We start from the raw sequence: 24,751 nt of genomic DNA, 5'->3' as shown, positions 1-24,751 counted from the left end.
TTAGGGGGTAGGGACAGTGCTGACACTTTCACATTTATCAAAAAGTTTTGGGGCGATGAAGGCGGTCGATGACGTTTCATTTACGGTTCAACCGGGTGAAATTCTAGGGTTAATCGGTCAAAATGGGGCCGGTAAAACGACGACTTTCAGGATGATTTTGAATTTTATGACACCCGATCAAGGGACAATTTTGTGGAAAGGCCACGCGTTCACTAGTCGCGATTACGATCAATTGGGTTATTTACCTGAAGAACGTGGCTTGTACCCAAAGATGACGGTTGAAGAACAAATTTTATATTTTGCGCAATTGCGGGGCCGCAAGGCAGCCGACGTTAAACCGCGGATTGATGACTGGTTGGCGCGGTTTGCCGTTAAGGGCAAACGGACCGATAAAATTAAAGATCTATCAAAAGGCAATCAACAAAAAGTGCAGTTGATTGCGACTTTAATTCATGAACCAGCCCTAATCATTTTAGACGAACCGTTTAGTGGTCTCGATCCGGTCAACGCCGGTTTATTGGAAGACGGCATTGAATGGTTGAAAGCTAAAGGCGCTGCGATTATTTTTTCGAGTCATGATATGACTAACGTCGCTAAAATTAGTGATCGGATTGTGATGCTCCGTCAAGGCCAGATTGCGCTCGCCGGAACGGTCGATGAGATTCGGCAACAATTTGGCCGGACGAAGTTGTTTTTGGAATCGCCACTGACGCAGACGACGCTCGAAGCATTACCCGGCGTTTCACGTGTAACACCGCATGGCCAACAACTTGAAATCACACTAACCGATGAAGCGGTCGGTCCACAAATCTTTGAGCTAGCGACTAAGGCCGGTTATATTCCAGAATTTAGTCAACAGGCCCCTAGTTTAGATGAAATCTTCAGAATAAAGGTGGCGGAAACCAATGACTAAATTTAAGGTGATCTTCAAACAGGTTTTTATGAAGAATATTAAAAGTCCGGCCTATTTAACGATGATTTTAATGCCTGTTTTGTTGTTAGGCGTGGTGTTTGGGATTGGGAAAATCATTGATCAGTCACAAACTGCGGCTAAAATTGCGGTAGTCGGCCAAGCGCCTGAAAGTGCGGCGATTCGGCAACTTAAAGGGACCGACTATACAGTTAAACCAGCGATTACGACGGTTAAACAAGCTAAACAGGCGTTAGAAAAAGAACAAATCGATGGCTACTTAACGGTCAATCAACAGGCCCAAATAACTTATTATCAACAACAAGCGAGCCATGATTTTGATCCCAGTACGTTGCAGAATCAAATCAATCAATTACAGTTAGTCACATTGGCAGAAGCGGCCAATGTACCCACTGCCCAAATCAAGCAGTTGATGACGCCGACTACGGTGAAAACGGTCACTGTTTCGGTTGAGGACGGTCAACAAAAAATAGCTCAGAGTCAGAATCAAGATGTCACTCAAATGATTTCATTAGGGATTACAGTCTTAATGTTTGTCTTCATCGTCAATTATGCGGGGATAATTGCCCAGGAAATAGCGACCGAAAAAGGCTCGCGCATTATGGAAATCATTCTATCGAGTGTCTCCGCAACGACCCAATTTTTTGCGAAGGTTGGCGCGATTTTGGCGCTGGTTTTAACCCAAATCGGTGTCTATCTGGTAATTGGTCTGGTCGGTTATCAATTTTTAAAACAGCAAGTCGCGTTGAGGAGTATCTTAAAACAAGTGACGGCCGTCATTTGGACGCCACCGATTTGGTATGCGATTGCCTTTTTAGTGGTCGGGGTCCTACTCTATACCATTATTGCAGCCATGCTCGGTTCGGTGGTTTCACGGATGGATCAAGTTCAACAAGCAATTTCGCCGTTGATTATTATGGGCACCCTCAGCTACATGGGCGGCTTTGTGTTGATGTCACACGCGGATATTCCAATCCTAAAAATCCTAAGTTATGTGCCGTTATTCTCACAAATCATGTTACCGGTTCGTTTCGCGAATGGCGATATCAGCGCAATGGCCGCTGGTCTGGGTTTAGGGTTAGCGATTGTCGCCTTAGTCGGGCTGACCTACCTAGCGCTGATTATTTACCGGATGAATGTATTGGTTTATTCGGATAGCGGGGTGCTGAAGTCGTTTATGCGCTCGTTTACGTTATTGAAAGCGGAACAGAAATAAGGACCGTTCTGGTGGCTTAGAAGACAAACTTAATGGTAGACTAGGGATAGATTCTGTTTGAGGAGGTTCTTTTATGACGAAGATACGGATGCAAGATGATTTCTATGGTGCCGTGAATGCTGAGTGGCTGACGCAAGCTAAGATTCCGGCCGATAAACCAGCGACGGGTGGTTTTGTCGCGTTAGTCGATGAAATCGACGATCAGTTAATGCAAGATTTTGAAACATTGAAACCAGTTGATCAACCTTTATTACAAGCCTTTATGGATTATTACGCCTTAGCGGCCGATTTTAAAACCCGTGATCAACTAGGCGTCAACCCGATTTTACCGTTAGTCGCTCGCGTGCAATCGTTGAGCAATTTAGCCGATTATAATCAAGGTTTGGCGGACTGGGTCTTATCGGGGTTACCAACACCGTTTAATTTATCGGTTGATCCAGATATGAAACAAACCCAACAAAATGCGTTATACATTGAAGCCGCGGATTTAATTTTACCGGATAAAACGTATTATGAAGCAGGCAATGAGAGTGCTGACCAACTATTAGCCGTCTTTACGGATATGATGGTCCAACTCCTGCAGAAAATTGGTTTAGCGCCAATTGATGCGACTAAGACCGTTAAACAGGCTTTAGTCTTCGATCGCTCACTAGCGCCTTACGTCAAAAGTGCCGAAGAAGCAGCCGATTATACGAAACTTTACAATCCGCGTGATTTAGCACCGTTTTTGACGCAACAAACAACACTTGAGTTTAAAACACTATTCCAAAAAGTATTGCCTAAACAACCGACGCAAATTATCGTGACGGAACCCGCCTATTTTGACCAATTAACTCAATTGGTGACAACGGCGAACTTTGCCGATTTTAAAGCCTGGTTATTAGTGATGACGGTTCGCGGTTGGAGTGGCTATTTGAATGAAGAAATGCGTCAGATTAGTTCGATTTATAGCCGCGCTTTGTCTGGGAGTAAAGAAGCCCGTCCGCAAGCCAAGAGTGCGTATTATTTGGCACTAGGGATGTTTAACCAAGTGGTCGGCGACTATTATGGTCGGCGTTATTTTGGTGAATCGGCCAAAAAAGATGTCGAACAAATGGTTAAAAAGATGATTGGTGTGTATCAGAAACGTCTCGAAAATAACGATTGGTTAAGCGCAGAAACGCGCGAAAAAGCGATTGTTAAACTCAATCATTTAGGGATTCATGTGGGCTATCCTGAGAAAATCGCTCCAATTTTTGCAAAATTAAGAACGGTACCGGCTGTTGATGGTGGGACGCTATTTGAAAATACGGCCGACTTTATTCGGACCGTTGAAACTGAGAATTTTGCCCAATTGACGGAACCCGTCGATCGCGCTAAATGGGAAATGGGTGCGGCCACGGTCAACGCCTATTATTCACCTTCTAAAAATGTGATTGTTTTCCCCGCAGCAATTCTACAAGCGCCATTTTATAGTTTGGCACAAAGTAGTAGTGCGAATTACGGTGGGATTGGGGCCGTGATTGCCCATGAAATTTCACACGCGTTTGATAATAACGGTGCGCAATTTGATGAATATGGTAATTTAAATAATTGGTGGCAAACCAGTGATTTAGACCATTTTAAGGCGTTGGCGCAGACTATGATTGACCAATTTGACGGTCGCCAATTGGCTGGCAACGCGGTCAACGGCAAGTTAACGGTTTCGGAAAACATCGCCGATGCCGGTGGCTTGAGTTGTGCGCTAGAGGCGGCGAAATCCGCAGACGATGTCGATTTAGCAGCCTTCTTTACTAATTGGGCGACGATTTGGCGGATGAAAGCGACGGTTCAATATCAACAATTGTTGTTGAATGTTGACGTCCATGCGCCAAACGCTTTGCGTGCCAATGTCCAAGTCCAAAACTTGGCTGATTTTTATACGACCTTTGAAATTCAACCGACTGATGGGATGTATTTAGCACCAGAACAACGTGTTGCGATTTGGTAAGATAAAAAGGGTGCCACGTCAAATTAAATTGATGTGGCACCCTTTTTTAGGAGACTGGAGGAAATAAGATGACTGAAAAAGAACGTATGATTAATGGCCAACTGTATCGGGCCAATGATGACCAACTACGCGCCGATATGAAGCGCGCTCGGGTGTTGACCCGGTTGTTTAACCAAACGACTGAAGAACAGCAGACCTATCGCCGGGAATTGACGCAGGAATTATTCGCTAAAAGCGGCGCAGATTTATACATTGAACCGCCTTTTCGGACGGATTACGGCTGTCAAACAACGATTGGCGAACATGTTTATATGAACTATGATTGCATCATTATCGATGTGGCACCTGTCACAATCGGCAATCATGTTTTCTTCGGCCCGCGGGTTAGTTTGTATACGGCCGGTCATCCGATTACGGCGCAAGAACGACGCGATGATTTAGAATACGGACACGAAATTACGATTGGGGATGACGTCTGGATTGGTGGCAACACAGTGGTTAATCCGGGGGTCACGATCGGCAGTAACGTGGTCATTGGTTCCGGTTCAATCGTCACGAAAGACATTCCGGATAATGTGATTGCGGTTGGTAATCCGTGTCGGGTGCTCCGTCCGATTACATCAGACGATCACGCTTACTGGGCCCAAGAAAAAGCGGCGTATTTCGCTGCTACGGCTGAGCCGACTGATGAATCGTCCGAGTAACATAACTGCTTACAAAAAGCGCACCGATGATACAGAGCATCAATAGTGTCGTGGTGCCCAACGGAAAATCAAAGCGTTGTAACCCGTAGTAGCCAACGGTCCCCATTAGCCAACAGCTGAAATTAAGCCATTTTGGCAATCGACGATAAAGTAGATTGAAGAAAACGACTGTGTACAGTGGCGTGAAAGTGGCGCTGATTAAACTGAGGAATAGCTCATATTTAAATAACTGGGTACTACTTGCTAAGCCTAGTCCAAGTAATGTGACGCCAATCCCGAGTGTGTTGGGGGTGAGTCGCCAATTTGGGAATATATTTTTAAGATTGATACCGGCGGAATAAGCGTCCAAAAAGGTGGTTGTAATGGTGGAAAAAAGAATGATGAACAGCACGATTACACCGTAATGGGTGGCCGCTAGAAATTGATTGAAATCGGTATATCCGGTTAAAATTACAGTTAAAAAACCTAAGAAAAACATGCCTAGACTGCCGAAAAAGTAGCCGCTAGTACTCCATAAAGAGAGTGTTAGGGGCTTTTTTGAATGTTGCGTATAATCGGCAATCAACGGTAACCACGATAGTGCCATCGCAATACTGAGTTCAACGGCGGCGCCAAAGCTAATGTGTTGCGTAACAAGTTGTTGTGGGTTGTGGGGGAGGACACCTAGTTGCCAAAAAAGTCCGGCGCAAGCGACCACTAATAGAAGAACGATTAGGTTATTTAATCGGAAAAACACCTGGGTTTTGAGGGCTAACCAACCAATGATCAGGCCGGCAATAATTAAGAGGTCAAGCAAATAACTCGTTTTTAGTAGCTTTAATTGTTGCAATGATTGGACGGCGTTAGCAATCATTACACCGGTCCAGCCAATCAATTGAACGACATTTAGAATGGAAAATAATAAAACGCCAGTAGCGCCATAGACGGGCCGGGTTAGTTCAATCGCATTTTGTTGACGTTGGCCCCCGATGAAGCTTGCTGGCAGTAACAATAAAAAGGCACCAATTAAATGGCCGATAATAATCGCTAAACTACCTTTGAACAAGCCTAACGGTGCGATTAAGGTGCCGGTGATGATTTCGGCAATCGAAATCGCGGCACCAAACCATAGTAAAAATTGATTACGATTGATTTTCATAATGAAGCCTCGCCAGTGTGCCACGGTTGTTTTAACGCTTGAACGGTTTGAGCAATATCTGAACTCTGGGTAATCACCGAAATGACGGCGGCTCCAGCAACGCCGGTTTGGGCGACATTGGCAATATTTTGTAGTGAAATGCCACCGATTGCAACGACGGGTCGTTCGCTGAGGGAGACAAAATCGCCTAATTGTTGTAAGCCAAGTGGTGATTGCGCGTCAGATTTAGAATGGGTGGGGAAAATGGGGCCAATGCCTAAATAATCTAAAATCGGTTGTTGATGACAGACTATGATTTCGGCGGCGCTATGACAAGATAAACCGGTGATTAAACCGTGGCGTTTGGCGGTTTCGATTTTAGCCCACGGTTGATCGGATTGACCTACATGCAAGCCGTCAGCTTGGAGTGTTAAGGCCAGTTCTAATCGATCATCAATGAAAAAAGGGACTTGGTAAGTCCGACAAAGTTGCTGAGCTTGGCGGGCATAATGTTCAATCTCAGCTGCTGATTGCAGACTATTCGGACCTTTTTCGCGGAATTGAAAACAAGTAATGCCAGCGTTAAGTGCCGCTTCTAATGTCGGTAAGAATTGGGCGACGCCGGTATCCTGGGTGCCAGTCACTAAATAGGTTTGGAGTATTTCCGGGGAAATATTAGTCATGTTCAACCTCCCGATACGCCCAGTGATTGGTCGGACCATGGCCGTGACCGACGGCAATCGGATTGGCAATTGCCGCTTGAATATAGGCTTTACTAATCCGAATCGCTTGTTTTAAGGGCGTGCCTTTGGCAAGTTCCGCCGTGATGCAAGCTGAAATCGTATCACCGGTCCCGTGCGTTCGGACCGTTTCAATCCGGGGTGTCGACAGCCATTCATCACTGCCATCCGCGTATAAAATATAATCGTTGGCTTGTTGTTCCGCCGTTTGGTGGCCACCTTTGATGATGATGTTTTGCGCGCCCATTTTTTGTAAGATTTGAGCGGCTAACTTGAACTCAGCTGGCGTTTTAACGGATTGACCAATCAAGACTTCGGCTTCGGGTAAGTTGGGCGTCAGGACGGTTGCGAGGGGCAATAATTCGTTGCGTAAAGTCGTGATTGCATCCTCGGTTAAAAGTGCGGCCCCACCCTTAGCAATCATGACGGGGTCTAACGTCAGCGGGCCAAAGTCAAAGCGCCGTAAATTTTCGGCTACAGCCGCCACGTGTGCGGCATCGGCTAACATACCGGTTTTACAGGCTTTAATGTGGAAGTCGGCTGCCAACGATTCAAATTGTTTAGTAATCAATTCAAGGGGTAACGGGAAACTGTCTTGCACCCCGAGTGTATTTTGAGCGGTAATCGCGACGACCACGTTGGTGGCAAAAACGTGGCGTTCCTGCATCGTTTTAATGTCAGCTTGCATGCCAGCACCGCCACCACTATCGGAACCAGCAATCGTTAAGGCTTGTGGGAAGTCGTTCATCTTAATTGGACTCCTTTAATTGGGCTTTTTGACTGATTTCTTCGGTCGTCACCGTGAACAAACGGTCTAATAATTGCGGATAAAAGCTACCAGGTAACGGTTGTGGCATCGCTTCAGCGACTAATTGACCCGTGACGGCAAAAGTGGTGGCTGCGGCAACGGCTGCTTGATAAGGATCGTCAGGTAGCATGCCGACGAACGCACCGCAAACGCCGGTTAACATATCACCAGAGCCGACGTGGGTTTGGAAAAGCGGGGTCCCGTTGAAGATTTGGGTAACACGCGTGCCATCGGTGACCACGTCTGTTGGACCCGTTAATAGAATCGTAGTGTTCAGTTTACGAGCGGCTTGTTGTGCTAAATCAACGATGTCGGCTTGACCACTACCGGCATCAATCCCGTTAGCTTGCCAGTCAATTCCAGCAAAATAGGCAATCTCACCGGCATTTCCGCGAATAATATCGGGGGTGCCTAAAGTGAGTAGTTGATCGATCACCCCTTGACGATACGTTAAGGAACCGACGGCGACCGGGTCTAAGACAACCGGTTTGTGCATTTGATACGCGGCTTGCAGCAACGTGACCATCTGATCAATCTGGGGTTGGGCGAGCGTACCGATGTTAACGGTAATCGCTTGGGCAATTGCAACGATATCGGCCGCTTCTTCAGGTGCACTGGACATAATGGGCGACGCGCCAATCACATTTTGGACGTTGGCGACTTGGTCGACGGTCACGTGGTTCGAGATGTTGGCCACAATTGGATTCGTGTGCCGCAGTTGGTTCAATAAGGTCTGATTCATGGTAGAGCCTCCTTAGAATATCAAAAAAGCCACTTTTGGCTGCACGACGGCATAGAAAAGTGGCTTAACAAATAAGCAAGGGAGCACTTTCCTACGCAAGTCTGAACTTACAGGTTCGAAGGGATTAGATTGAATCAATCTATCTCAGTTCTTCTAAAGAACACCCCTAGTGCAAAGCGATTTAATTGTACCCTTAGTATACGGGATGCCGTCGTTTTTGCAACCGTTTTATAATTATTGAAAACAATTTATTTAAAGAACCATTCTTTCATTAGGTATAGACCGATATTTTTTTAAATTAAGAAACCGCTTTAAACGCCGTCTGTAAAGGTCCATACCAAAATATAAGCGCTTGCTTATGGCTAAATTTAATGGTTTAATGAAAACATTGAAAAATAAAGGAGTATTCGCAATGAAAAATTACTTACAACGAATGGGTCGCTCATTGATGTTACCAGTTGCCGTATTACCAGCAGCTGCCATCTTAATGGGGATTGCTAACTGGGTTGGCAATGGCGATTCAAATGCTAACATCTTCACGATTTTCTTAGCCGGTGGTAGTGGCGCGATTTTAAATAATTTACCATTACTATTTGCCGTCGGTTTAGCTTTAGGGATGTCGAAGGATCAAGATGGGGCCGCAGCCTTAGCTGGTTTGGTGGCTTTCTTAGTACCGAAGACCATCTTAGCACCTGCTTCAGTTCAAGCGATGCAAGGGTTATCAGACATCGCTAAAGTCAATCCTGCTTTTGGTAAGATTGAAGGGAACGTCTTAATTGGGATTTTGGCCGGTTTAATTGCTGCTGCCATGTACAATAAATTCCATAACGTGAAGTTACCGATGGCGCTGTCCTTCTTTAGTGGGAAACGGTTGGTACCGATTATGGCCGCCGCTGCCATGGTCGTTGTTTCAGCCATCCTATACTTCGTTTGGCCAGCAGTCTTCACCGTATTAGTGGCCTTTGGTAAAGCAATTTCTAATCTTGGTTGGGCCGGGGCTGGGATTTACGGGTTCTTCAACCGTTTATTGATTCCAACCGGGTTACACCATGCGTTGAATTCAGTGTTCTGGTTTGACGTTGCGAATATTAATGATATCGGGAATTTTTTAGGCGGTGCTAAATCGATCGCTAACGGGACGGCCATTGTTGGTAAGACCGGTATGTATCAAGCTGGTTTCTTCCCAGTTATGATGTTTGGGTTACCAGCTGGGGCGTATGCGATTTATAAAAATGCGCGTCCTGAACGTAAAAAAGCAACAGCTTCATTAATGTTAGCTGCTGGTTTTGCCTCATTCTTTACAGGGGTAACTGAACCCCTTGAATTCTCATTCATGTTTGTGGCATGGCCACTCTACGTTTTACACGCTGCCTTTACTGGTATTTCATTGGCAATCGCCGCATTCTTCCACTGGACAGCCGGCTTTGCCTTTAGTGCTGGTTTAGTCGATTATGTTTTAAGTTTAAAGAATCCAGTTGCAAACCAACCATTGATGTTATTGGTTGAAGGGCTCGCAATGGCCGCTATTTATTACTTCGGCTTTAACTTTGCCATTAAGAAATTTAACTTAATGACACCAGGGCGCGAAGTTGAAGAAGTTGTTGACGATGCACCATCCGTTGCAACTGATGAAAATGATGATAAATTCATGATTCAAGCTAAAAAGATTTACGCTGCCATCGGTGGTAAAGCCAATATCAAAGTGATTGATAATTGTACCACGCGTCTCCGCCTTCAATTAGAAGATACGGGTAAAGCGAACCAAGCGGCCATTAAAGCGGCTGGTGTTGCTGGGATTAACGTCTTAGATCAGACAAATATTCAAATTATTATCGGGACTGAAGTGCAATTCGTCGCGGATGCTTTGAAAGAACTTTTCAACAGTAATGCACCAATTGGCACTGTTACTGGTGACGCACCCGTTGCCGAAGCAGCAGTCGTTAATAGTGATATTAATGCTGGGATGACGGATGAATTCTACACAGTTGCTGATGGTCAATTAATTGATATTGAAGCGGTTGATGATGCAACTTTTGCTCAAAAAATGTTGGGTGACGGTTACGCCGTTATCCCAACTGACGGTAAAATCGTGTCACCTGTTTCTGGGACAATCATGACGGTCTTCCCAACGAAACACGCAATCGGCATCAAGACTGAAGACGGTTTAGAAGTCCTAGTACACATGGGGATTGATACTGTTGAATTAAAGGGCGCTCCTTTTGAAGTGGCCGTTGAAGAAGGTCAAACAGTGCAACACGGTGACTTATTAGCCAATGTTGACTTGGCACAAATTGTGCAAGCTGGCAAACAAACCGCAATGATGGTGATCATCACCAACATGGCAGATGTGGCTTATTTCAAATCAACCGCAACCGGCCGCACAGTCCAATCAAACGAAATCGCATTAAAAGCAACAACAAAATAAAGAGTGCTGACTGAGCCGGGTAACTTCTGAGTATAGCCTAGAATAGTGGATTATGACGGTTTTAGTCATGATTCACTATTCGTCGCTAGACGGAAGAAGTTGGCTCAGAAGCACGTTTAAAATCGGAGTGCTGACTCAAGTCGGTCAGGCTTTGAGGAATAACCTAAAAACAGGAATTATGAGTATTTTTCAACTCATGATTCCTGTTTTGTCGCTAAGCACAAGAAACTGTGAGTGGAAGCACGTTTCAAATCCAAAAAAAGTGGTTATCCTCAGTTCGGGATAACCACTTTTTTAAACTTGATACTCAATTGATAACCGAGTTCTTTCACAGCTTATTATTTTAAATTGTCGCGTACATGTCTTTAATCTTCTTGATGGAGGTGGTCATCAATTCAGTTTCACTAGCCGTTAATTGAAGTTGATAATCCTTGAGAATCCCATCTGAACCGACCATTGCGGGATGGCCTAAATAACAACCCGCTTGTTGATCGTAGTTGCTGACGGGTAGAATCTCATGTGTATTTTGTAAAATCGCATTGGCGCAGATGGCCGCTTGGTTGGCAATGCCGAAAGAAGTGTAACCTTTGCCACTAATCACGGCCCAGGCGCCTTGGCGCGCATCAGTTTCGAATTGCGCCAGTTGTTCAGGGGTGAATTGCTTAGTGAGTGCTTGGCTAGCGACTTGAACACTTGACCAGGCAACGAATTGCGAATTACCATGTTCGCCCAGCACGTAACCAGTGACGGCGTTTGGTGCAATTTGTAAGGCATCAGCGACGGCGTTTTGCATCCGGGCAGTGTCTAAGGTTGTCCCAGTGCCTAAAACGCGTGCTTGTGGTAAGCCGGTTAATTTTTGGAGATATTGGGTAATCACGTCGCAAGGGTTGGTAATGCTTAATAAAATTCCCTTAAAATTCGCGGCTTTAATCTTGGGCCCCCATTGTGCGGCGACCTGTTTGGTATAAGCTAATTCGGCGAAGCGATCCGAACTATGTTGGAGAATTGAGATATCACCAGCCGAGAAGATGATTAAATCACAATCACTCAGTTGGCTTTCATCGTTAGCTGTGATGGTGACATCACCACCATGCCCGACTTGTCCGGTTTTTAAATCGTGCATTTCAGCGATTGCCAAAGCTTCGTTTTCATCGAGTAAGACGAGTTCATCACAAACTCGGCGAGAAACTAAGGTATAAGCGACGGTGCTCCCGACATGTCCAATTCCGATAACGGCTACTTTTTTCATAAAAAACACTCCTTATTAACTAGTTGTTGACGCTTTCATTTTAGTGGATTTAAGCCGGTTAAACAACCTTTGATGAGAAATACGTGTGAATTCAATGGGTTGCTGGCCACCGATTGATCCAAAGCATTAAAAAAGTCATTAACCGACCGAGTTAATGACTTTTTGAAATTTAGTTAAAGAGACCTTTGAAGAAGCTAGCGATACTATCGAATAGTTTTTGAATAAAATTGCGATTACTTTCGGTGTTGAGCTTATTAAAGATATTTTTAGCACCACTTTGAATATTATTCATCAATTTACCGGCCTGATTTTTAAAATCATCCGACTTTAGAGCACCGGAATCCTGAACTTTAACGAGTAGATTGATAATTTGTGTTTTCTGATTATTATTGATGATCGTCGTTAGGTTATTTGTCTCTAACTGATTATTGACGATTGTGGTGATTTGGTTGACGGTTAAATTGTCCCCTTTTTCAGCCATATCCTGTTTAGCACCGGTGACGGCGTTGTTCAATTGCGCATCACTGTAACCCGATGTGTCTTTGTTGGCTTGGGTAATGTCACTCAACGTGCTCATTTCCTCTTGAGCGGCAGTCACCTGGGCTTGATTTAACGTTTCACCATTCTCAGCAAAAGCCGCGTAGACGCCAGCCAGTGCGCCGGAACCGTCAATTGGGACTGCGGAAGTCACGTAGATTGTGGCGTTGGTCACGCCGGCAGTCAATGCGGCATTTTTATATTGATCAGCGGTAATCGTGGTGATGTTGTTGCTGCCGTTAAAATCAACGATTTTGACGTTAATTCCGGTGGCCGTGTCATTTTTTTGAATCAGGGCGCTAGAATAGACACTCGAATTAGCGTTAAAGGTCTGTTGGTTTTGATCTAAATATTTAACGAGGGTCGAACCAGTGACGGTTAATTCATTGTAGTCGGTCACGTTAGCGGCGTTTTTTAGGACGGTTAATGTTGCGTCTTTTTGAGTGCTGGAAAGGCTAGTCCCGAGCGTGGCAACGGGTTTATCCCAGCTGGTCGTATCAGCGGCAAAAGCCGATTGTACCGAGAAGCCAATAATAGTTGCGAGAATCAGTGGAATGGCCACTTTAAGTTTAGTGAGCATAGTGAGTAATCCTTTCTGGATGCGTTTAATACCTTTAGTATAACTAATTGATGGCTTAAAGTATTGGCTGAGTGTTAATTTTAAGCAATTTATGATGGATTTAATTCTTTTTTAAAGAACTGATTTCACGGGTGTGGGTTAATTTTTCATAAAATAGTTGCGGCCGGCGTATCAGCCAACTCAATAGGAAGTTGCCAAGTGCCAATACCGGTAAAATCAACGTCAGCCCGAGTAAAACGAGGTTACGGTCTAGATGGGTGGGGCCGTTGGCAACGACGGCGTCTAAAGCGATGCGCCACAGTGAAAAACTGGGGAATATGATGAAAAATAAACTGAATTGGCGGGCAAAGAGCCCCCATTTTGATTGGTGGTCGCTGATTAATTGGAGGTTTAATAATTTCTTGGCAGGTGTTTGGCCCGACCAGAGTAAGGGCAATAAAACGAAATAGAGGCCGACTGATACACTATAGGCCACGGGACTAGGGATGGTGATGTTTTTGAGTGGTGAAATACGCCAACCAAAACTGATTAAACCGCTGATGAAGGCTAAGAGGCTGTAATCTAACCACAAGGCTAGTAACCGGCGCAGATAACCGACTTTTTGGCCGTGAGCATAGGCTGACTCGTCGAGACTCGTGCGGGTCGGTAATAAAAAGGTTAACAGTGGTTCAACGGCGAAACCAATCAAACCACCGGTTGTATTCAATAGGAGGTCGTCGACATCGAATAATCGGTATGGCCGCGGATAGATGCCGTAGAGGCCTGATAGCTGGGTTAATTCGAAGAATAGGGATAACCCGAAACTGAGTAAGATGGTTTTCTTGAAATCCATTTTGAAGAAATAACGCAGATAGACGCCAAACGGAATCGTTAAGACGATGTTAAAAAGCGGTTGAATCACTGCGGCCTGTTTCAAGGTGGCCAGATAAGTATGTGGATTAGTCAGGACCAAGGGTGTCGTGTTGATGAATTCACGGACAAAGGTTAAGGGCATCAGATTATATTTAGGCGTCGTGAGGTGCGCGACGACGGATTGTGGCGGTAACGGTAAAATAATCAAGCAATAAGCCGCTAATAGATAGAAGATAAAACTATAAATGACTAAACTGCGAAAGAGCGTCAGCGCGCCGTAGCGGTGATAATGATAAATCAGGACCGGCACGGTTAAGGCTAACGCGAGTATTGGAAAAATAATCAAGGCGGTGCGTAAATTATCGAGATATAACATATTAAGCTCCTCAGTGGTTAATGTGGTTTAATTGTAGGCGGTCAGCATAGCGCTGTCAAACCGGAATAAAGTTCGCTTTTTATCCGGTTACATAATCAATTTTAAATAAAGTGCGCTTTTAGGCCTTTTATTAACTGGTTTATGAAAATAAAGTTCGGCTTTTGAGTTGATTTTAAGCTGTCGAGTTGGTACAATGGCCTTTGTGAGTTAAGTACTTAAATATCAAGTTAGCGACTAACTTGAATAAAGGGGTTTTATTCATATGACATCTGCAGTAGTAGTTGGAACACAATGGGGCGACGAAGGTAAAGGCAAAATTACCGATTTCTTAGGTCAAAAAGCGGACGCTATCGCACGTTACCAAGGTGGCGATAATGCTGGTCATACCATTAAATTAGGTTCAGAAACTTATCATTTACAATTAATTCCATCCGGTATTTTTAATAGTGACAAAATCAGCGTTATCGGCAACGGTGTGGTGGTCAATCCTAAATCACTCGTGGGTGAATTACGCGGGTTAGCTGAAAAAAATATTGATACTAAACAATTAAAATTATCCGATCGCGCGCACGTCATCTTGCCCTACCATATTCAATTGGATAGTTTGCAAGAAGCAGCTAAAGGCGATCAAAAAATCGGCACGACTAATCGTGGGATTGGCCCCGCTTATATGGACAAAGCAGCTCGTAGCGGGATTCGCGTCGCTGACTTATTAGATAAAGATTTATTTGCCACAAAACTCAAACAAAACTTAGCTGAAAAAAATGCGTTGTTCACAAAGATTTATGGTAGTGACGCGTTAAAATTCGATGACATTTTTGAAGAATATTATCAATATGGTCAAGAATTGAAACAATACGTTTGCGATACATCCGTTATTTTGAACGACGTCTTGGATCAAAAGGGCAACGTCTTATTCGAAGGGGCCCAAGGAATTCTATTAGATATCGACCAAGGGACATACCCATTCGTGACGTCTTCTAATCCAGCCGGCGGGGTTTCAACCGGTTCTGGCGTTGGTGCTTCACGGATTGATGAAGTCGTTGGTGTGGCCAAGGCTTATACATCACGGGTTGGTGACGGCCCATTTCCAACTGAATTATTTGACGCAACTGGCGATTTTATTCGCCAAGCAGGCCATGAATATGGCACAGTCACTGGTCGTCCCCGTCGGATTGGTTGGTTTGATACCGTTGTTTTACGCCATTCAAAACGGGTTGCTGGTTTAACCCAATTATGTTTAAACTGTGTCGATGTCTTGACTGGTTTGAAAACCCTCAAAATCTGTGTGGCTTATGAATTAGACGGCCAACAGATTGATCGTTATCCTGCTAGTTTAAGTGAATTAGCGCGTTGTACACCGATTTATGAAGAAATGCCTGGTTGGGACGAAGATATTACGGGTGTCAAGACCTTAGAAGAACTCCCAGAAAATGCCCGCAACTATGTTGAACGGTTGCAAGAATTAGTTGATTTACCGTTGGCGACTTTTGCAGTCGGTCCTGATCGTGATCAAACCAACATTTTGAAAGCCATCTGGTAAATCAGAGCACAAAAAAAGAGAATGCAAAGTCCGTTTTCTAAATGCGTCGTTAAACGCACCAACAGTCTTTCATTCTCGTGGGTTTGGCACCAATCAGTATTATACACAGTTTGTTATTAAAAAGATAGTCATAAATTTAGTTATTTTTAGAGGAGTCAGTTAAGTTATTATGCAAAAAATGAATCGTTTCTTTGCCATTGATGAACACCATTCAACCGTCAAACGGGAAGTGCTCGCCGGTTTTACGACGTTTATCTCGATGGTCTATATATTATTTGTTAACCCAAGCGTTCTAGGTGCTTCTGGGATGGATACCGGTGCGGTCTTCACCGCGACGGCGTTGGCCAGTGCCATCGGTTGTTTCTTAATGGGGATGTACGCTAAATATCCGATTGCGACCGCACCAGCCCTTGGGATTAACGCCTTTTTCAGTTATTCCGTTGTTATCGGGATGGGCGTTTCATGGCAAACCGCTTTAGCCGGCGTGTTCGTTGCCTCATTAATTTTCATGTTAATCACGGTTTTCAAACTCCGTGAATTGATTATCGACGCGATTCCACGTGATCTTAAACTCGCGATTTCAGCCGGAATTGGGATGTTTGTCGCCTTCATCGGCTTGCACGGTGGTGGTTTGATCGTCGCCAATAAATCAACAGTCGTTGGTTTAGGGGACTTTACACAGGGCACGACTTGGTTAACCGTTTTTGGGTTAATTATCACGGTGATTTTAATGGTTAAAAAAGTTCCCGGTGGGATTTTTATCGGGATGGTGCTGACATCAATCTTAGGGGTTGTGACCGGCTTAATTCACTTACCAAGTCACTTAGTCGCTGCTGCGCCTAGTTTGAAACCCACTTTCTTAGCGGGGTTACACCACGTCGGTGATATCAATACCGTGCAAATGTGGGTCGTGGTCTTAACCTTCTTATTGGTGACGTTCTTCGATACGGCCGGTACGTTAGTTGGTTTAGCGGAACAAGCCGGTTTTATGAAGGACAATAAAATGCCGCGGGTGGGTAAGGCCTTGATGTCTGATTCATCAGCGATGCTAGCGGGTTCGTTATTAGGGACGTCGCCAGTCGGGGCCTTCGTTGAATCATCAGCGGGGATTGCCGTCGGTGGCCGGACTGGTTTAACCGCCGTTGTCACTGGGATTTTATTCATCTTTAGTTTATTTTTCTCACCATTATTGACAGTGGTGACGAGCCAAGTGACCGCGCCAGCCTTAGTGATTGTCGGCGTTCTAATGGCGCAATCATTGAAGAAAATTGATTGGGAAAAATTAGAAATTGCGATTCCAGCTTTCTTAATTGTCTTGGGGATGCCGTTAACTTACAGTATCTCAGACGGGATTGCATTGGGCTTTATTCTTTATCCAATTACAATGATCACTGCTGGTCGGCGTAAAGAAATTCATCCGATTATGTACGTCTTATTCGTGGTCTTCATCGTCTTTATGGCGATTCTCAACGTTAAATAAAATGTGAAAAAGCAATTGCGACTAGCGATTTTAATTTAGCCTTTTTTTACGCTGAACATCGTAGGACACAAAAAAATAGCCATTCCCCTCGTCGGGAATGGCTATTTGTATTAAACGCTACAACTTATTTAAAACCTGATCAACCACTGCACAAGTAACTATAAGTGAAATCACCATAATAATTTTATAATAAATACCAGTTACTCCAGAATTCATAACAAGCAACATCACTACGAATATACTTATGCCAAAAGCTAAGCCCCTTAGCATTCTATCTTTCATAATAATTACCCCTGACTTAAATATAAATCTATATTTCCATAACGCGCTTGCCCGGGACTAACAATTTTAGTAACACCTGCATCTCTTGTTAAAATACTACTTGGAAGTGCAATTCCTTGTTGTTAATACACTTTTAATCGACTAGAAACCTTAGCTAGTTAAATTTATGTTTTGAGTATAAAATCTTATTTGTCATAACCTCATCACACCATCTAAAAAGCATCTAGAAATAAATCTAGATGCTTAGTTTAATAATTTAATATATTAGATTGCTACCGATAGAAATATTATCTTTTTACTTTTACAATTGTTACTTGGTGTCCATATTGAGCTGCATGTGCATTTGCTTTGGTTATAGCCGTATCTGAAAATAAGTGCACCTTACTTACATAATGCTCTCCGTTCAAACATTTCCATCTATAACCCACTGGCTTATTTATTAAATAAATCAAAAATGTAAAAATAATAACTAGAAAAACTACAGAAATATAGAATTTTTTTTTTTTGCATGATAATTCCTCCAAAAATATTATTTATCTCCACACCAATTATTATGCAAAAAAAACGCTTGAAACATAAGAAAGGAGTCCTTGCTTCCCCGCAATTTCTGCTTTCTTTCTCTTGCGGCGACAATATTTACTTCTTAAAAATTGTAACTTTATGCCCATATTTCGCTGCATGTGCATTTGCCTTATCCACTGCAGTATCTGATAGTATATGAACATTACTTTGATAATGATCGCCATCTAAACATTTCCATTGATAACCAAAAGAATCCTTATTGCTAAAGCATAAAAATAAAAGCAATAATCCTGCCAAAATACTCAATATTATTTTTCGATTTAATAATGTTCTGAAATTAAATTGTTTTATTCTGATAGTAGAATCTAGTAAATTATCAACTAGATATATATCATTAAGTAATTTTATATTCTCAATATCAGGAGAACTTTTCCCGGTCTCCCACTGCGAGATTGCCTGTCTTGAAATATGCAACCGTTCAGCTACCTCGTCTTGTGTAAGCCCACTATTTCGACGTGCAACTTTTAAACGTTCAGCTAAGTCCATAAGACCCCTCCTTAAATACCCCAAATATAGTACCATAGTTGACAGAGACAGCGCAAAGCTCTCTCGAGATACTTTCACTATCAGTGAGTGATAGTACTCAGGCGATAACGTGCTTTTGAGTTGCAACAACTTCCGCTTAACCTAAAATTCTCCAATTATCTTAAAAGCGAGATAACTGGGGAATTTCTGTTAATGCTCAGTTGCTGACCGCAACTCAACGTACTCATTCGATGACGTGCTTCTCAAGTAGCCTTTTCCGGTTAACTACAAAATCAACGGTATGCTTCAGAATACAAATCATACCGTTGATTTTTAGGTTAATCCTCAAAGCCTGATCAACTTGAGTTAGCACTCAGGCGATAACGTGCAGTCCCTCACAGTTTCCTGTGCTTAGCTACGTTTCGCAAATAAAGTCCAAAGTCCGGACTTTATTCACGAAACTAGGCTAATGCTCAGAAACTACCCGTGAGTGACGGCACTTCGATCATAACGTGCTTCTGAGTTGCAACAACCTCCGCTTAATCTAAAATAACCGATAATCTTAAGACCAAGATTACTGGTTATTTATAATTAATGCTCAGTTGCTACCCGCAACTCAACGCACTCATTCGATAACGTGCAGTCCCTCACAGTTTCCTGTGCTTAGCTACGTTTCGCAAACAAAGTCCAAATTCCGAACTTTATTCACGAAACTAGGCTAATGCTCAGAAACTACCCGTGAGTGACGGCACTCAGACTATAACGTGCTTCTCAGCCAACTTCTTCCGTTTAGCTACGAATCGCAAATTATGACTAAAACCGGTCATAATTCACAATTCTAGGCTATACTCAGAAGTTAACCGGCTGAGTTTAGCACTCATCTTTTTTTAATTTTCTTTAAATTCCGCTTAATCTAATTGGCGTTTTGGGCTTTTACGTTTAAATTATAGTCAGAGACTGTTTGAGGTGATTGGTGTGAAAGTCCAAATTTGGTTTTTAAAAGCGACGCTATTGGTGATCAATATCCCGTTATTATTGATGAGTGTTTTCTGGTGGCCACGTTTAATGGTTAATATCGCCGCGGTTTTACCGCGGGTCGTTATTTTAGGTGGGGTGGTCGGATTGTTGTTGTACGGGATGACGGGCCTGCTTCTATGGAGCGGATTTCAATTAATTCGAATTTTGAATGAAGTCGCTAAGCAGGGTTCTTTTGGGCTGATGACCAGTCAGGCCTTGCGACAGATTAGACGGGCCGCGATTTGGAATACGGTCGGTTACATGGTGAGTTTACCCTTCTTCTATTTTGTCGCTGATCGGACTGATGCACCGGGGATTATGTTGATTGATTTTGCGATTATTTTAATCTCGGTGATGATTGCGACGGGGACTAATTTACTATTGCAACTGCAGACCCATCACGACTGATTAAATGCGTTAAATATTCTGTGAGTTGCCGAGCCGACAGGGGTCTTCAGAATATGGTACAATAGCCCTAAATAATCATGAAGGGCCTCAAATAACATGTCAAAAAAAGTTAAAAATCGGATTATTAATAGTATACTAGCAGTCGTTTTAATTATTGGCTTACTGCTAGTTTTTAGTGGGCCAATCAGAACCCAAGTCGTTCGTTGGATGGCCAATCGGCGAATGGACGTCACGGCAGCTCAAATTAAAAAAAATCAACATAAAAAAGCCAATTTCGATTTTAAAGCGGTTGATTCACTCGATACGAAACAGATCGTTCACGCGGCCGTTAAAGGCGATGTCATCGTGCTGGGTAAAGTGGCTGTGCCAAGTGTTGGCATGGCGCTACCGGTCATGAAGGGCGTCTCAGAGGATACGATGGCCCAAGGTGGTGGGACGATGAAACCTGATCAGAAGATGGGGGCGGACAATAACTACGCGCTCGCCGGGCATTCTTTCTCTAATATCTTCCTACCATTGGAGAATGTTAAAGTCGGTGATAAGGTCTATTTAACGGATATGCAATCGGTCTACACTTACAAGGTCGATTACAAACAATCAATTAGTCCATACGATGTCAAAGTGATTGACGATGTGCCAGGCAAGAAAATGGTGACGTTGATTACGTGTGATAACACGGTGCGCCGTTGGTGTATTCAAGGTCAGTTAGTGAAGACGCAAAAAGCAACGAAGAAAACGTTAGCAGTCTTTAATCCGTAGTGCACTAAATTAAATCAATTGAAAAAGGGCTACCGGTCATTCGGTAACCCTTTTTTGATGGTTCGATATTGTAAGATGAATAAGTTAATCGAGGATAGTAAAAAAATAAGGGTGGCAACGATGATTAAAGGCGCAATGATAGTTGGCGTAACACTGTATTCACCGGCTTCTGTGACTAAGCTTCGTAACGGTAACGAAGTAATCGTGATGATTAACGGTATCAGACTCGTTAGGCTGCAAATTAGGACGAAAATTAAGCCAGTGACGGTTTTAGCGGTCAGCAGTAGAACTGATAACCCGGGTAATATTAAGATGACAATTGGTAAGCCTAGTGTGAAGATGCTAATAAACAAGATTGCGCCCCAGTCCCAGATTAATAACCCCATAATCATTAACACGTAGCTCATAATCATTGTGATACCGATGTTTTTTTTCGACATAAAGTTGCTCCTCATGAGTGAATTAAGTTTTGATTTAGAAATTAGCAGACTTACCAAAAGCTGTCGAAGCCACCGGAATCATCATCTGAATCAGAATCACCAGATCCCAGAAGTTCAAAAAATAGAACGATGATGTCTTGTAGAATTGATAATGAATTGGCTAATAGGATACTGATTAAGAATAGACCGCCTAGCTTTTTAGCTTCGGTGTAACTATTCATCGCGATATTGGCATCAAAAATGAGATAACCTAGAAAAATAAGCATCGTCGCATAAGATAGTAGGCCCGTTATTAATGATAGGTGTAGAAATTGACGATTCAAAAACGTCGAGATGAGTAGCCCTAATAAACCAATCGATAGTATCGAACCCCAATTCGATAAATCTTTATGAGTGATAATCCCAATTGAGCAAAACAATAAGGTTAAAGCGAGTGTTTGGATTGCGACTGGGACGACAACGGTGGGCATCCGAACGACCGGGATACCGACTGGAAACCCGATTGTAATCAGTGATAGACCAAAAAAGAAGATTGATTTGAGCGGGTTAAACTTTGCGTATACTTGGCACAACCAAAGCGGAATGACACTCACTAATATGATTAAGCAGGTACGGACAAAACCGTGCAGCCCAGCCATATAGAGGGTCAATAATCTTAAATAGGTCGTGCTATGGCGACTTAAGACATAGTAAAATACCGGTGAAGCTAAGTGCCGCGACTAGGGTAGTTAAGTAGCCATATTTTAACTTTGCAATATAGTCGGTATCAGTTGCGGTTAAGTGGGTTCGGTTGGCTAAAATTTTAGTCGTTTTTTGCGCCATTTTTGCTAACTCCTTAAAGGTCGGATTCATATTATTTTTTGTAGTAAAATTCACGTTCGTTTTCGACATAAGCAATGGCCAATCCCATTTTTCGCTGGACTTTTTCTAATAAATAGAAAGTTCCGAATGAGCGTTTTTCAATCAGTTTAGGGTAATTAAAACCGCGGTGCCTAAATTGATTATAGCAAATATAGTTATGGATATTAAGCAGTTATTTAAATTTATCGTACCAAAAAAGGTCCATCGTTAGAATATTTCGTTCTAATGATGGACCTTTTCGAATTAAGCTTTAATGTAAGCAATTGCTTCAATTTCAACTTGAACGTCTTTAGGTAGTTTCGAAATTTCAATTGCGGAGCGTGCTGGGTAAGGTTCTTGTAAACGGCCAGCCATTACTTCGTTGATTTCAGCGAAATGTGATAAATCAGTCATGAAAACCGTGAATTTAACGACATCAGCTAGACTACCATTTTCTTGTTTCAAAATTGCTTCGATGTTCGTTAAACATTGTTGCGCCTGATCAGCAACAGTTGTTGCTTCAACTTCATTCGTTGCTGGATTCAATGGGATTTGTCCGGAAGTAATCACTAAATCACCGGCGCGGCGATATGCGGAATAAGGACCTAATGCTTGTGGAATATTATTCATGTTAAATCATCCTTTCATCACTTTAATTCACTATTAGTATAGCACTTTTGTAAGCGTTACCGGATAATTGTTTGATAATTCACATAACTTGCTTAGCGTGTTTTCACAATTCGCTAATGTTGGTTGCGAACGGGGCTTTTCCAAGTCCCACTGCCGTAACCCATAATCGTTTTAATCGCGGGGATTAAGGTCATGACGAGGGCAACTGAATTAACCTGCCAATAAACCATCATATAGATCGGCATGAAGAACAGGTAACGCAGTTTGTGAGCCCGATTGTCGACAATCACGGCGGCTAGCAGCTGCATAACGCCGGCGACCATTTCGAAGCTAACGAAGATAAAGGCCATGCAGAACATGTGATAAATGCGTTCGTAATTGCCGGTGAATAAGAAACCGACGAAAGCTAAGATAAAGAGGATTGTTGAGATGAAGAAGAATAACGACCATAAGATACTGAGCGTCTGATCTAAAATGAACGGAATCTTTTTCAATTGTTTGATGGGATGACCTAAAATCTTCGTGAAGTTCGTTAACAAGACTTCGGTGCCGCCTTTAGCCCACCGTTTACGTTGATGGTAGAGCGGTTTTAATTTTTCGGGGACATCCATGAAGAACACGATGTCGGGTGCAAAACTGGTTGTCCAACCATTGAGTTGGTGGTCCCAAGCGATACTGATATCTTCAGTGGCGCGATCTTGCCGGAATAAACCAACGCTGATTAACGCGTCACGGCGGTACATCGTGTTGGCGCCACTGTAAGCGTACATGTTACCCAAAGCGCTGACCTGACTGCGTTTGATGACGCCAACGATACTAGCAAATTCAACCGTTTGCGATTTAGCCAATAGGGTACTCCGGTTTTGGACATCCATATTCGCGGTAACCGCGGCGATGTTCATTTGGGTTTCACCCATGAAATAGTTCATGTATTTCCAAAGGGCATCAGGTTCGGGAATCGAATCGGCATCGTTACTTAGGATAAATTCACCACGCGCGAAACCAACGCCGATATTGAAAGCGTGGGCTTTACCCTGGTTCTTTTCGATGGTGATGACGCGTAAGTTGGGATAGAGGGTTTGCAGTCGTTGCAGAATTTCGGGGGTCGTATCGGTTGAACCATCATCGGTCACGAGGACTTCGTAGTTGTGATAATGCAAGTCGTTCATTAAATAGGTGATGGTCTGTTCAATTAAGACCTCTTCGTTGTGGGCCGGGATCATAATCGTGACGAACGGTTCGTCCTTAGTTTCAATGGGTTCAAATTCTTTGCGCTGGTAGCGATAGAGGACTTTGTAACAAATGACACCGATTAGCCAGCTGAACGCGCCTAAAACGGGATAGGAAACGAGTAATAGTAGAACGAAATTTAAAATATTTTCAAAGGGACTGAGTGTCGACATAATTTCCATGGGCTAATCCTCGTATAATTTCTGAATAGTGTGGGTTTCTAAATTTTGATCCGGGTTGACGGTGTAACGGCGAACGCTTTTTCGGAAACTAGCCTGACCAAAACGATCCGTGTAAAAGGTCTCTAGTTTTGCTTTACGAACCCGTAGTTGTTCAGGATCGTATTGGACCTCTTTGCGCACGTGTTGTTTCATTCGATGGTTGTTGTGGAGTGTTGCGCCAACAATAATAATCGCTAAAATGATAAACGCAATTAAGAAAAACAAATCATAAAAGTAGAATAAATCACGACCTTCAGCGTAGCGCCAAGCGTGATAAATATGCGGTTTTTGTGCCAGAATGGTTGATGATAAGGTCCAATAAAGGGGAATGACAACACACAACCATAATAATATAATCACAATCGTTTGCCGGATTTTGAGCCACCAATGGCCCTTTTCATAATAATGGTCGGTATAGTTGATTGGGTTTTCGACTTCTTCAGTTGATGGTTGTTTGGGTTTTTCTGTGGTCACAATAACGCCTCCTAAAGGGTTAGACGAGTTTCAGAAATGAAACTGTCTACTTATAGGAATACCACTTTTTGAGATAGTTGTAAATTCGGAATATTTATCATAAATAAAATTATCGCGGTTAAATAAAACGGTTG

General features: G+C 43.1%; 23 protein-coding genes and 1 riboswitch. Of the genes, 9 read left to right on the top strand and 14 right to left on the bottom strand.

Annotated features, from left to right (window positions below; all coding sequences use genetic code 11):
• Window positions 1–16 precede the first annotated feature (16 nt).
• From LFUMFP_RS09460 to LFUMFP_RS09445, 4 genes are all read left to right on the top strand, one after another.
• Window positions 17–913: an ABC transporter ATP-binding protein gene (locus LFUMFP_RS09460; RefSeq protein WP_106483548.1), complete on the top strand. Its 897-nt coding sequence runs from the start codon at window positions 17–19 to the stop codon at window positions 911–913.
• Window positions 906–2,147 (top strand): ABC transporter permease, encoded by a 1,242-nt coding sequence (locus tag LFUMFP_RS09455; RefSeq protein ID WP_106483547.1) that lies wholly within the window; start codon window positions 906–908, stop codon window positions 2,145–2,147. The genes LFUMFP_RS09460 and LFUMFP_RS09455 overlap by 8 nt, the downstream gene beginning before the upstream one ends.
• Window positions 2,148–2,220: 73 nt before the next feature.
• Complete coding sequence (locus LFUMFP_RS09450) at window positions 2,221–4,116, top strand: M13 family metallopeptidase (protein ID WP_106483546.1); 1,896 nt, start codon at window positions 2,221–2,223, stop codon at window positions 4,114–4,116.
• A 68-nt stretch (window positions 4,117–4,184) separates the two neighbouring features.
• The gene (locus LFUMFP_RS09445; protein WP_106483545.1) at window positions 4,185–4,820 is read left to right on the top strand and encodes a sugar O-acetyltransferase; all 636 of its coding nucleotides are present in this window, start codon (window positions 4,185–4,187) and stop codon (window positions 4,818–4,820) included.
• Here LFUMFP_RS09445 and LFUMFP_RS09440 read toward each other — a convergent pair.
• The 4 genes from LFUMFP_RS09440 to thiM are packed head-to-tail and all read right to left on the bottom strand — an operon-like array spanning window position 4,786 to window position 8,227.
• Window positions 4,786–5,958, bottom strand: coding sequence for a cytosine permease (locus LFUMFP_RS09440; protein ID WP_199190586.1), 1,173 nt, complete (start codon window positions 5,956–5,958; stop codon window positions 4,786–4,788). The two genes, LFUMFP_RS09445 and LFUMFP_RS09440, sit on opposite strands and share 35 nt — an antisense overlap.
• Window positions 5,955–6,620, bottom strand: coding sequence for a thiamine phosphate synthase (gene thiE / locus LFUMFP_RS09435; protein ID WP_056950069.1), 666 nt, complete (start codon window positions 6,618–6,620; stop codon window positions 5,955–5,957). Before thiE ends, LFUMFP_RS09440 begins: the two co-directional genes overlap by 4 nt.
• A complete protein-coding gene (thiD, locus tag LFUMFP_RS09430; protein WP_025083725.1) occupies window positions 6,613–7,425 on the bottom strand; it encodes a bifunctional hydroxymethylpyrimidine kinase/phosphomethylpyrimidine kinase in 813 nt (270 codons plus the stop codon). Before thiD ends, thiE begins: the two co-directional genes overlap by 8 nt.
• 1 nt (window position 7,426) lies before the next feature.
• Window positions 7,427–8,227, bottom strand: coding sequence for a hydroxyethylthiazole kinase (gene thiM / locus LFUMFP_RS09425; RefSeq protein ID WP_106483544.1), 801 nt, complete (start codon window positions 8,225–8,227; stop codon window positions 7,427–7,429).
• Between the two features lie 71 nt (window positions 8,228–8,298).
• A riboswitch (TPP riboswitch) is annotated at window positions 8,299–8,405 on the bottom strand.
• 234 nt (window positions 8,406–8,639) lie between these two features.
• Between thiM and nagE the strand changes: the two genes are divergently transcribed.
• Window positions 8,640–10,652: an N-acetylglucosamine-specific PTS transporter subunit IIBC gene (nagE, locus tag LFUMFP_RS09420; protein WP_025083726.1), complete on the top strand. Its 2,013-nt coding sequence runs from the start codon at window positions 8,640–8,642 to the stop codon at window positions 10,650–10,652.
• 343 nt (window positions 10,653–10,995) lie between these two features.
• Here nagE and LFUMFP_RS09415 read toward each other — a convergent pair whose 3' ends face one another.
• The 3 genes from LFUMFP_RS09415 to LFUMFP_RS09405 form a co-directional block, all read right to left on the bottom strand.
• On the bottom strand, window positions 10,996–11,901 hold the full coding sequence (locus LFUMFP_RS09415; RefSeq protein WP_106483543.1) for a lactate/malate family dehydrogenase: 906 nt from the start codon (window positions 11,899–11,901) through the stop codon (window positions 10,996–10,998).
• 169 nt (window positions 11,902–12,070) lie between these two features.
• Window positions 12,071–13,018 carry a DUF1002 domain-containing protein gene (locus LFUMFP_RS09410; protein ID WP_056950076.1) on the bottom strand — a complete coding sequence of 316 codons (948 nt, stop codon included), beginning with the start codon at window positions 13,016–13,018 and terminating at the stop codon, window positions 12,071–12,073.
• Between the two features lie 100 nt (window positions 13,019–13,118).
• Window positions 13,119–14,246: a VanZ family protein gene (locus LFUMFP_RS09405; protein WP_056950078.1), complete on the bottom strand. Its 1,128-nt coding sequence runs from the start codon at window positions 14,244–14,246 to the stop codon at window positions 13,119–13,121.
• Between the two features lie 262 nt (window positions 14,247–14,508).
• Here LFUMFP_RS09405 and LFUMFP_RS09400 point away from each other — a divergent pair, with 262 nt between their 5' ends.
• Together LFUMFP_RS09400 and LFUMFP_RS09395 are read left to right on the top strand one after the other, a co-directional pair.
• Window positions 14,509–15,789 (top strand): adenylosuccinate synthase, encoded by a 1,281-nt coding sequence (locus LFUMFP_RS09400; protein ID WP_025083728.1) that lies wholly within the window; start codon window positions 14,509–14,511, stop codon window positions 15,787–15,789.
• A gap of 169 nt (window positions 15,790–15,958) precedes the next feature.
• The gene (locus tag LFUMFP_RS09395) at window positions 15,959–17,269 is read left to right on the top strand and encodes an NCS2 family permease (protein ID WP_025083729.1); all 1,311 of its coding nucleotides are present in this window, start codon (window positions 15,959–15,961) and stop codon (window positions 17,267–17,269) included.
• Window positions 17,270–17,386: 117 nt separating this feature from the next.
• Here LFUMFP_RS09395 and LFUMFP_RS09855 read toward each other — a convergent pair whose 3' ends face one another.
• A complete protein-coding gene (locus LFUMFP_RS09855; protein WP_158697747.1) occupies window positions 17,387–17,551 on the bottom strand; it encodes a hypothetical protein in 165 nt (54 codons plus the stop codon).
• A 636-nt stretch (window positions 17,552–18,187) separates the two neighbouring features.
• The gene (locus tag LFUMFP_RS09385) at window positions 18,188–18,619 is read right to left on the bottom strand and encodes a helix-turn-helix domain-containing protein (protein WP_106483541.1); all 432 of its coding nucleotides are present in this window, start codon (window positions 18,617–18,619) and stop codon (window positions 18,188–18,190) included.
• A 954-nt stretch (window positions 18,620–19,573) separates the two neighbouring features.
• On the opposite strand from LFUMFP_RS09385, the gene LFUMFP_RS09380 reads away from it, so the two are divergent.
• Together LFUMFP_RS09380 and LFUMFP_RS09375 are read left to right on the top strand one after the other, a co-directional pair.
• On the top strand, window positions 19,574–20,023 hold the full coding sequence (locus LFUMFP_RS09380; protein WP_106483540.1) for a DUF2975 domain-containing protein: 450 nt from the start codon (window positions 19,574–19,576) through the stop codon (window positions 20,021–20,023).
• Between the two features lie 96 nt (window positions 20,024–20,119).
• Entirely contained in the window at window positions 20,120–20,782 is a 663-nt protein-coding gene (locus tag LFUMFP_RS09375) for a class A sortase (RefSeq protein WP_106483539.1), read from the top strand.
• Window positions 20,783–20,811: 29 nt separating this feature from the next.
• Here LFUMFP_RS09375 and LFUMFP_RS09370 read toward each other — a convergent pair whose 3' ends face one another.
• From LFUMFP_RS09370 to LFUMFP_RS09350, 5 genes are all read right to left on the bottom strand, one after another.
• Complete coding sequence (locus LFUMFP_RS09370) at window positions 20,812–21,222, bottom strand: hypothetical protein (protein ID WP_106483538.1); 411 nt, start codon at window positions 21,220–21,222, stop codon at window positions 20,812–20,814.
• Window positions 21,223–21,272: 50 nt separating this feature from the next.
• Window positions 21,273–21,860 (bottom strand): Bax inhibitor-1 family protein, encoded by a 588-nt coding sequence (locus LFUMFP_RS09365; RefSeq protein ID WP_106483537.1) that lies wholly within the window; start codon window positions 21,858–21,860, stop codon window positions 21,273–21,275.
• A gap of 466 nt (window positions 21,861–22,326) precedes the next feature.
• Window positions 22,327–22,692: a Rid family detoxifying hydrolase gene (locus LFUMFP_RS09360; protein WP_025082848.1), complete on the bottom strand. Its 366-nt coding sequence runs from the start codon at window positions 22,690–22,692 to the stop codon at window positions 22,327–22,329.
• 113 nt (window positions 22,693–22,805) lie between these two features.
• Window positions 22,806–24,104, bottom strand: coding sequence for a glycosyltransferase family 2 protein (locus tag LFUMFP_RS09355; RefSeq protein WP_106483536.1), 1,299 nt, complete (start codon window positions 24,102–24,104; stop codon window positions 22,806–22,808).
• 3 nt (window positions 24,105–24,107) lie between these two features.
• Complete coding sequence (locus LFUMFP_RS09350) at window positions 24,108–24,617, bottom strand: hypothetical protein (RefSeq protein WP_233210647.1); 510 nt, start codon at window positions 24,615–24,617, stop codon at window positions 24,108–24,110.
• Window positions 24,618–24,751 lie beyond the last annotated feature (134 nt).

Source organism: Latilactobacillus fuchuensis (assembly GCF_900258455.1).
In the GTDB taxonomy this organism is placed as follows: Bacteria; Bacillota; Bacilli; order Lactobacillales; family Lactobacillaceae; genus Latilactobacillus; species Latilactobacillus fuchuensis.
Note: the sequence above shows the minus strand (reverse complement) of the source record. Positions and strands in the feature narration are given on the sequence as shown.

What these genes read in the sequence shown, in the direction of transcription:
- LFUMFP_RS09455 (WP_106483547.1), top strand. Translation starts at nt 906, where the DNA reads ATGACTAAATTTAAGGTGATCTTCAAACAGGTTTTTATGAAGAATATT.
- LFUMFP_RS09450 (WP_106483546.1), top strand. Translation starts at nt 2,221, where the DNA reads ATGACGAAGATACGGATGCAAGATGATTTCTATGGTGCCGTGAATGCT.
- LFUMFP_RS09445 (WP_106483545.1), top strand. Translation starts at nt 4,185, where the DNA reads ATGACTGAAAAAGAACGTATGATTAATGGCCAACTGTATCGGGCCAAT.
- LFUMFP_RS09440 (WP_199190586.1), bottom strand. Translation starts at nt 5,958, where the DNA reads ATGAAAATCAATCGTAATCAATTTTTACTATGGTTTGGTGCCGCGATT.
- thiE (WP_056950069.1), bottom strand. Translation starts at nt 6,620, where the DNA reads ATGACTAATATTTCCCCGGAAATACTCCAAACCTATTTAGTGACTGGC.
- thiD (WP_025083725.1), bottom strand. Translation starts at nt 7,425, where the DNA reads ATGAACGACTTCCCACAAGCCTTAACGATTGCTGGTTCCGATAGTGGT.
- thiM (WP_106483544.1), bottom strand. Translation starts at nt 8,227, where the DNA reads ATGAATCAGACCTTATTGAACCAACTGCGGCACACGAATCCAATTGTG.
- nagE (WP_025083726.1), top strand. Translation starts at nt 8,640, where the DNA reads ATGAAAAATTACTTACAACGAATGGGTCGCTCATTGATGTTACCAGTT.
- LFUMFP_RS09415 (WP_106483543.1), bottom strand. Translation starts at nt 11,901, where the DNA reads ATGAAAAAAGTAGCCGTTATCGGAATTGGACATGTCGGGAGCACCGTC.
- LFUMFP_RS09410 (WP_056950076.1), bottom strand. Translation starts at nt 13,018, where the DNA reads ATGCTCACTAAACTTAAAGTGGCCATTCCACTGATTCTCGCAACTATT.
- LFUMFP_RS09405 (WP_056950078.1), bottom strand. Translation starts at nt 14,246, where the DNA reads ATGTTATATCTCGATAATTTACGCACCGCCTTGATTATTTTTCCAATA.
- LFUMFP_RS09400 (WP_025083728.1), top strand. Translation starts at nt 14,509, where the DNA reads ATGACATCTGCAGTAGTAGTTGGAACACAATGGGGCGACGAAGGTAAA.
- LFUMFP_RS09395 (WP_025083729.1), top strand. Translation starts at nt 15,959, where the DNA reads ATGCAAAAAATGAATCGTTTCTTTGCCATTGATGAACACCATTCAACC.
- LFUMFP_RS09855 (WP_158697747.1), bottom strand. Translation starts at nt 17,551, where the DNA reads ATGAAAGATAGAATGCTAAGGGGCTTAGCTTTTGGCATAAGTATATTC.
- LFUMFP_RS09385 (WP_106483541.1), bottom strand. Translation starts at nt 18,619, where the DNA reads ATGGACTTAGCTGAACGTTTAAAAGTTGCACGTCGAAATAGTGGGCTT.
- LFUMFP_RS09375 (WP_106483539.1), top strand. Translation starts at nt 20,120, where the DNA reads ATGTCAAAAAAAGTTAAAAATCGGATTATTAATAGTATACTAGCAGTC.
- LFUMFP_RS09370 (WP_106483538.1), bottom strand. Translation starts at nt 21,222, where the DNA reads ATGTCGAAAAAAAACATCGGTATCACAATGATTATGAGCTACGTGTTA.
- LFUMFP_RS09365 (WP_106483537.1), bottom strand. Translation starts at nt 21,860, where the DNA reads ATGGCTGGGCTGCACGGTTTTGTCCGTACCTGCTTAATCATATTAGTG.
- LFUMFP_RS09360 (WP_025082848.1), bottom strand. Translation starts at nt 22,692, where the DNA reads ATGAATAATATTCCACAAGCATTAGGTCCTTATTCCGCATATCGCCGC.
- LFUMFP_RS09355 (WP_106483536.1), bottom strand. Translation starts at nt 24,104, where the DNA reads ATGGAAATTATGTCGACACTCAGTCCCTTTGAAAATATTTTAAATTTC.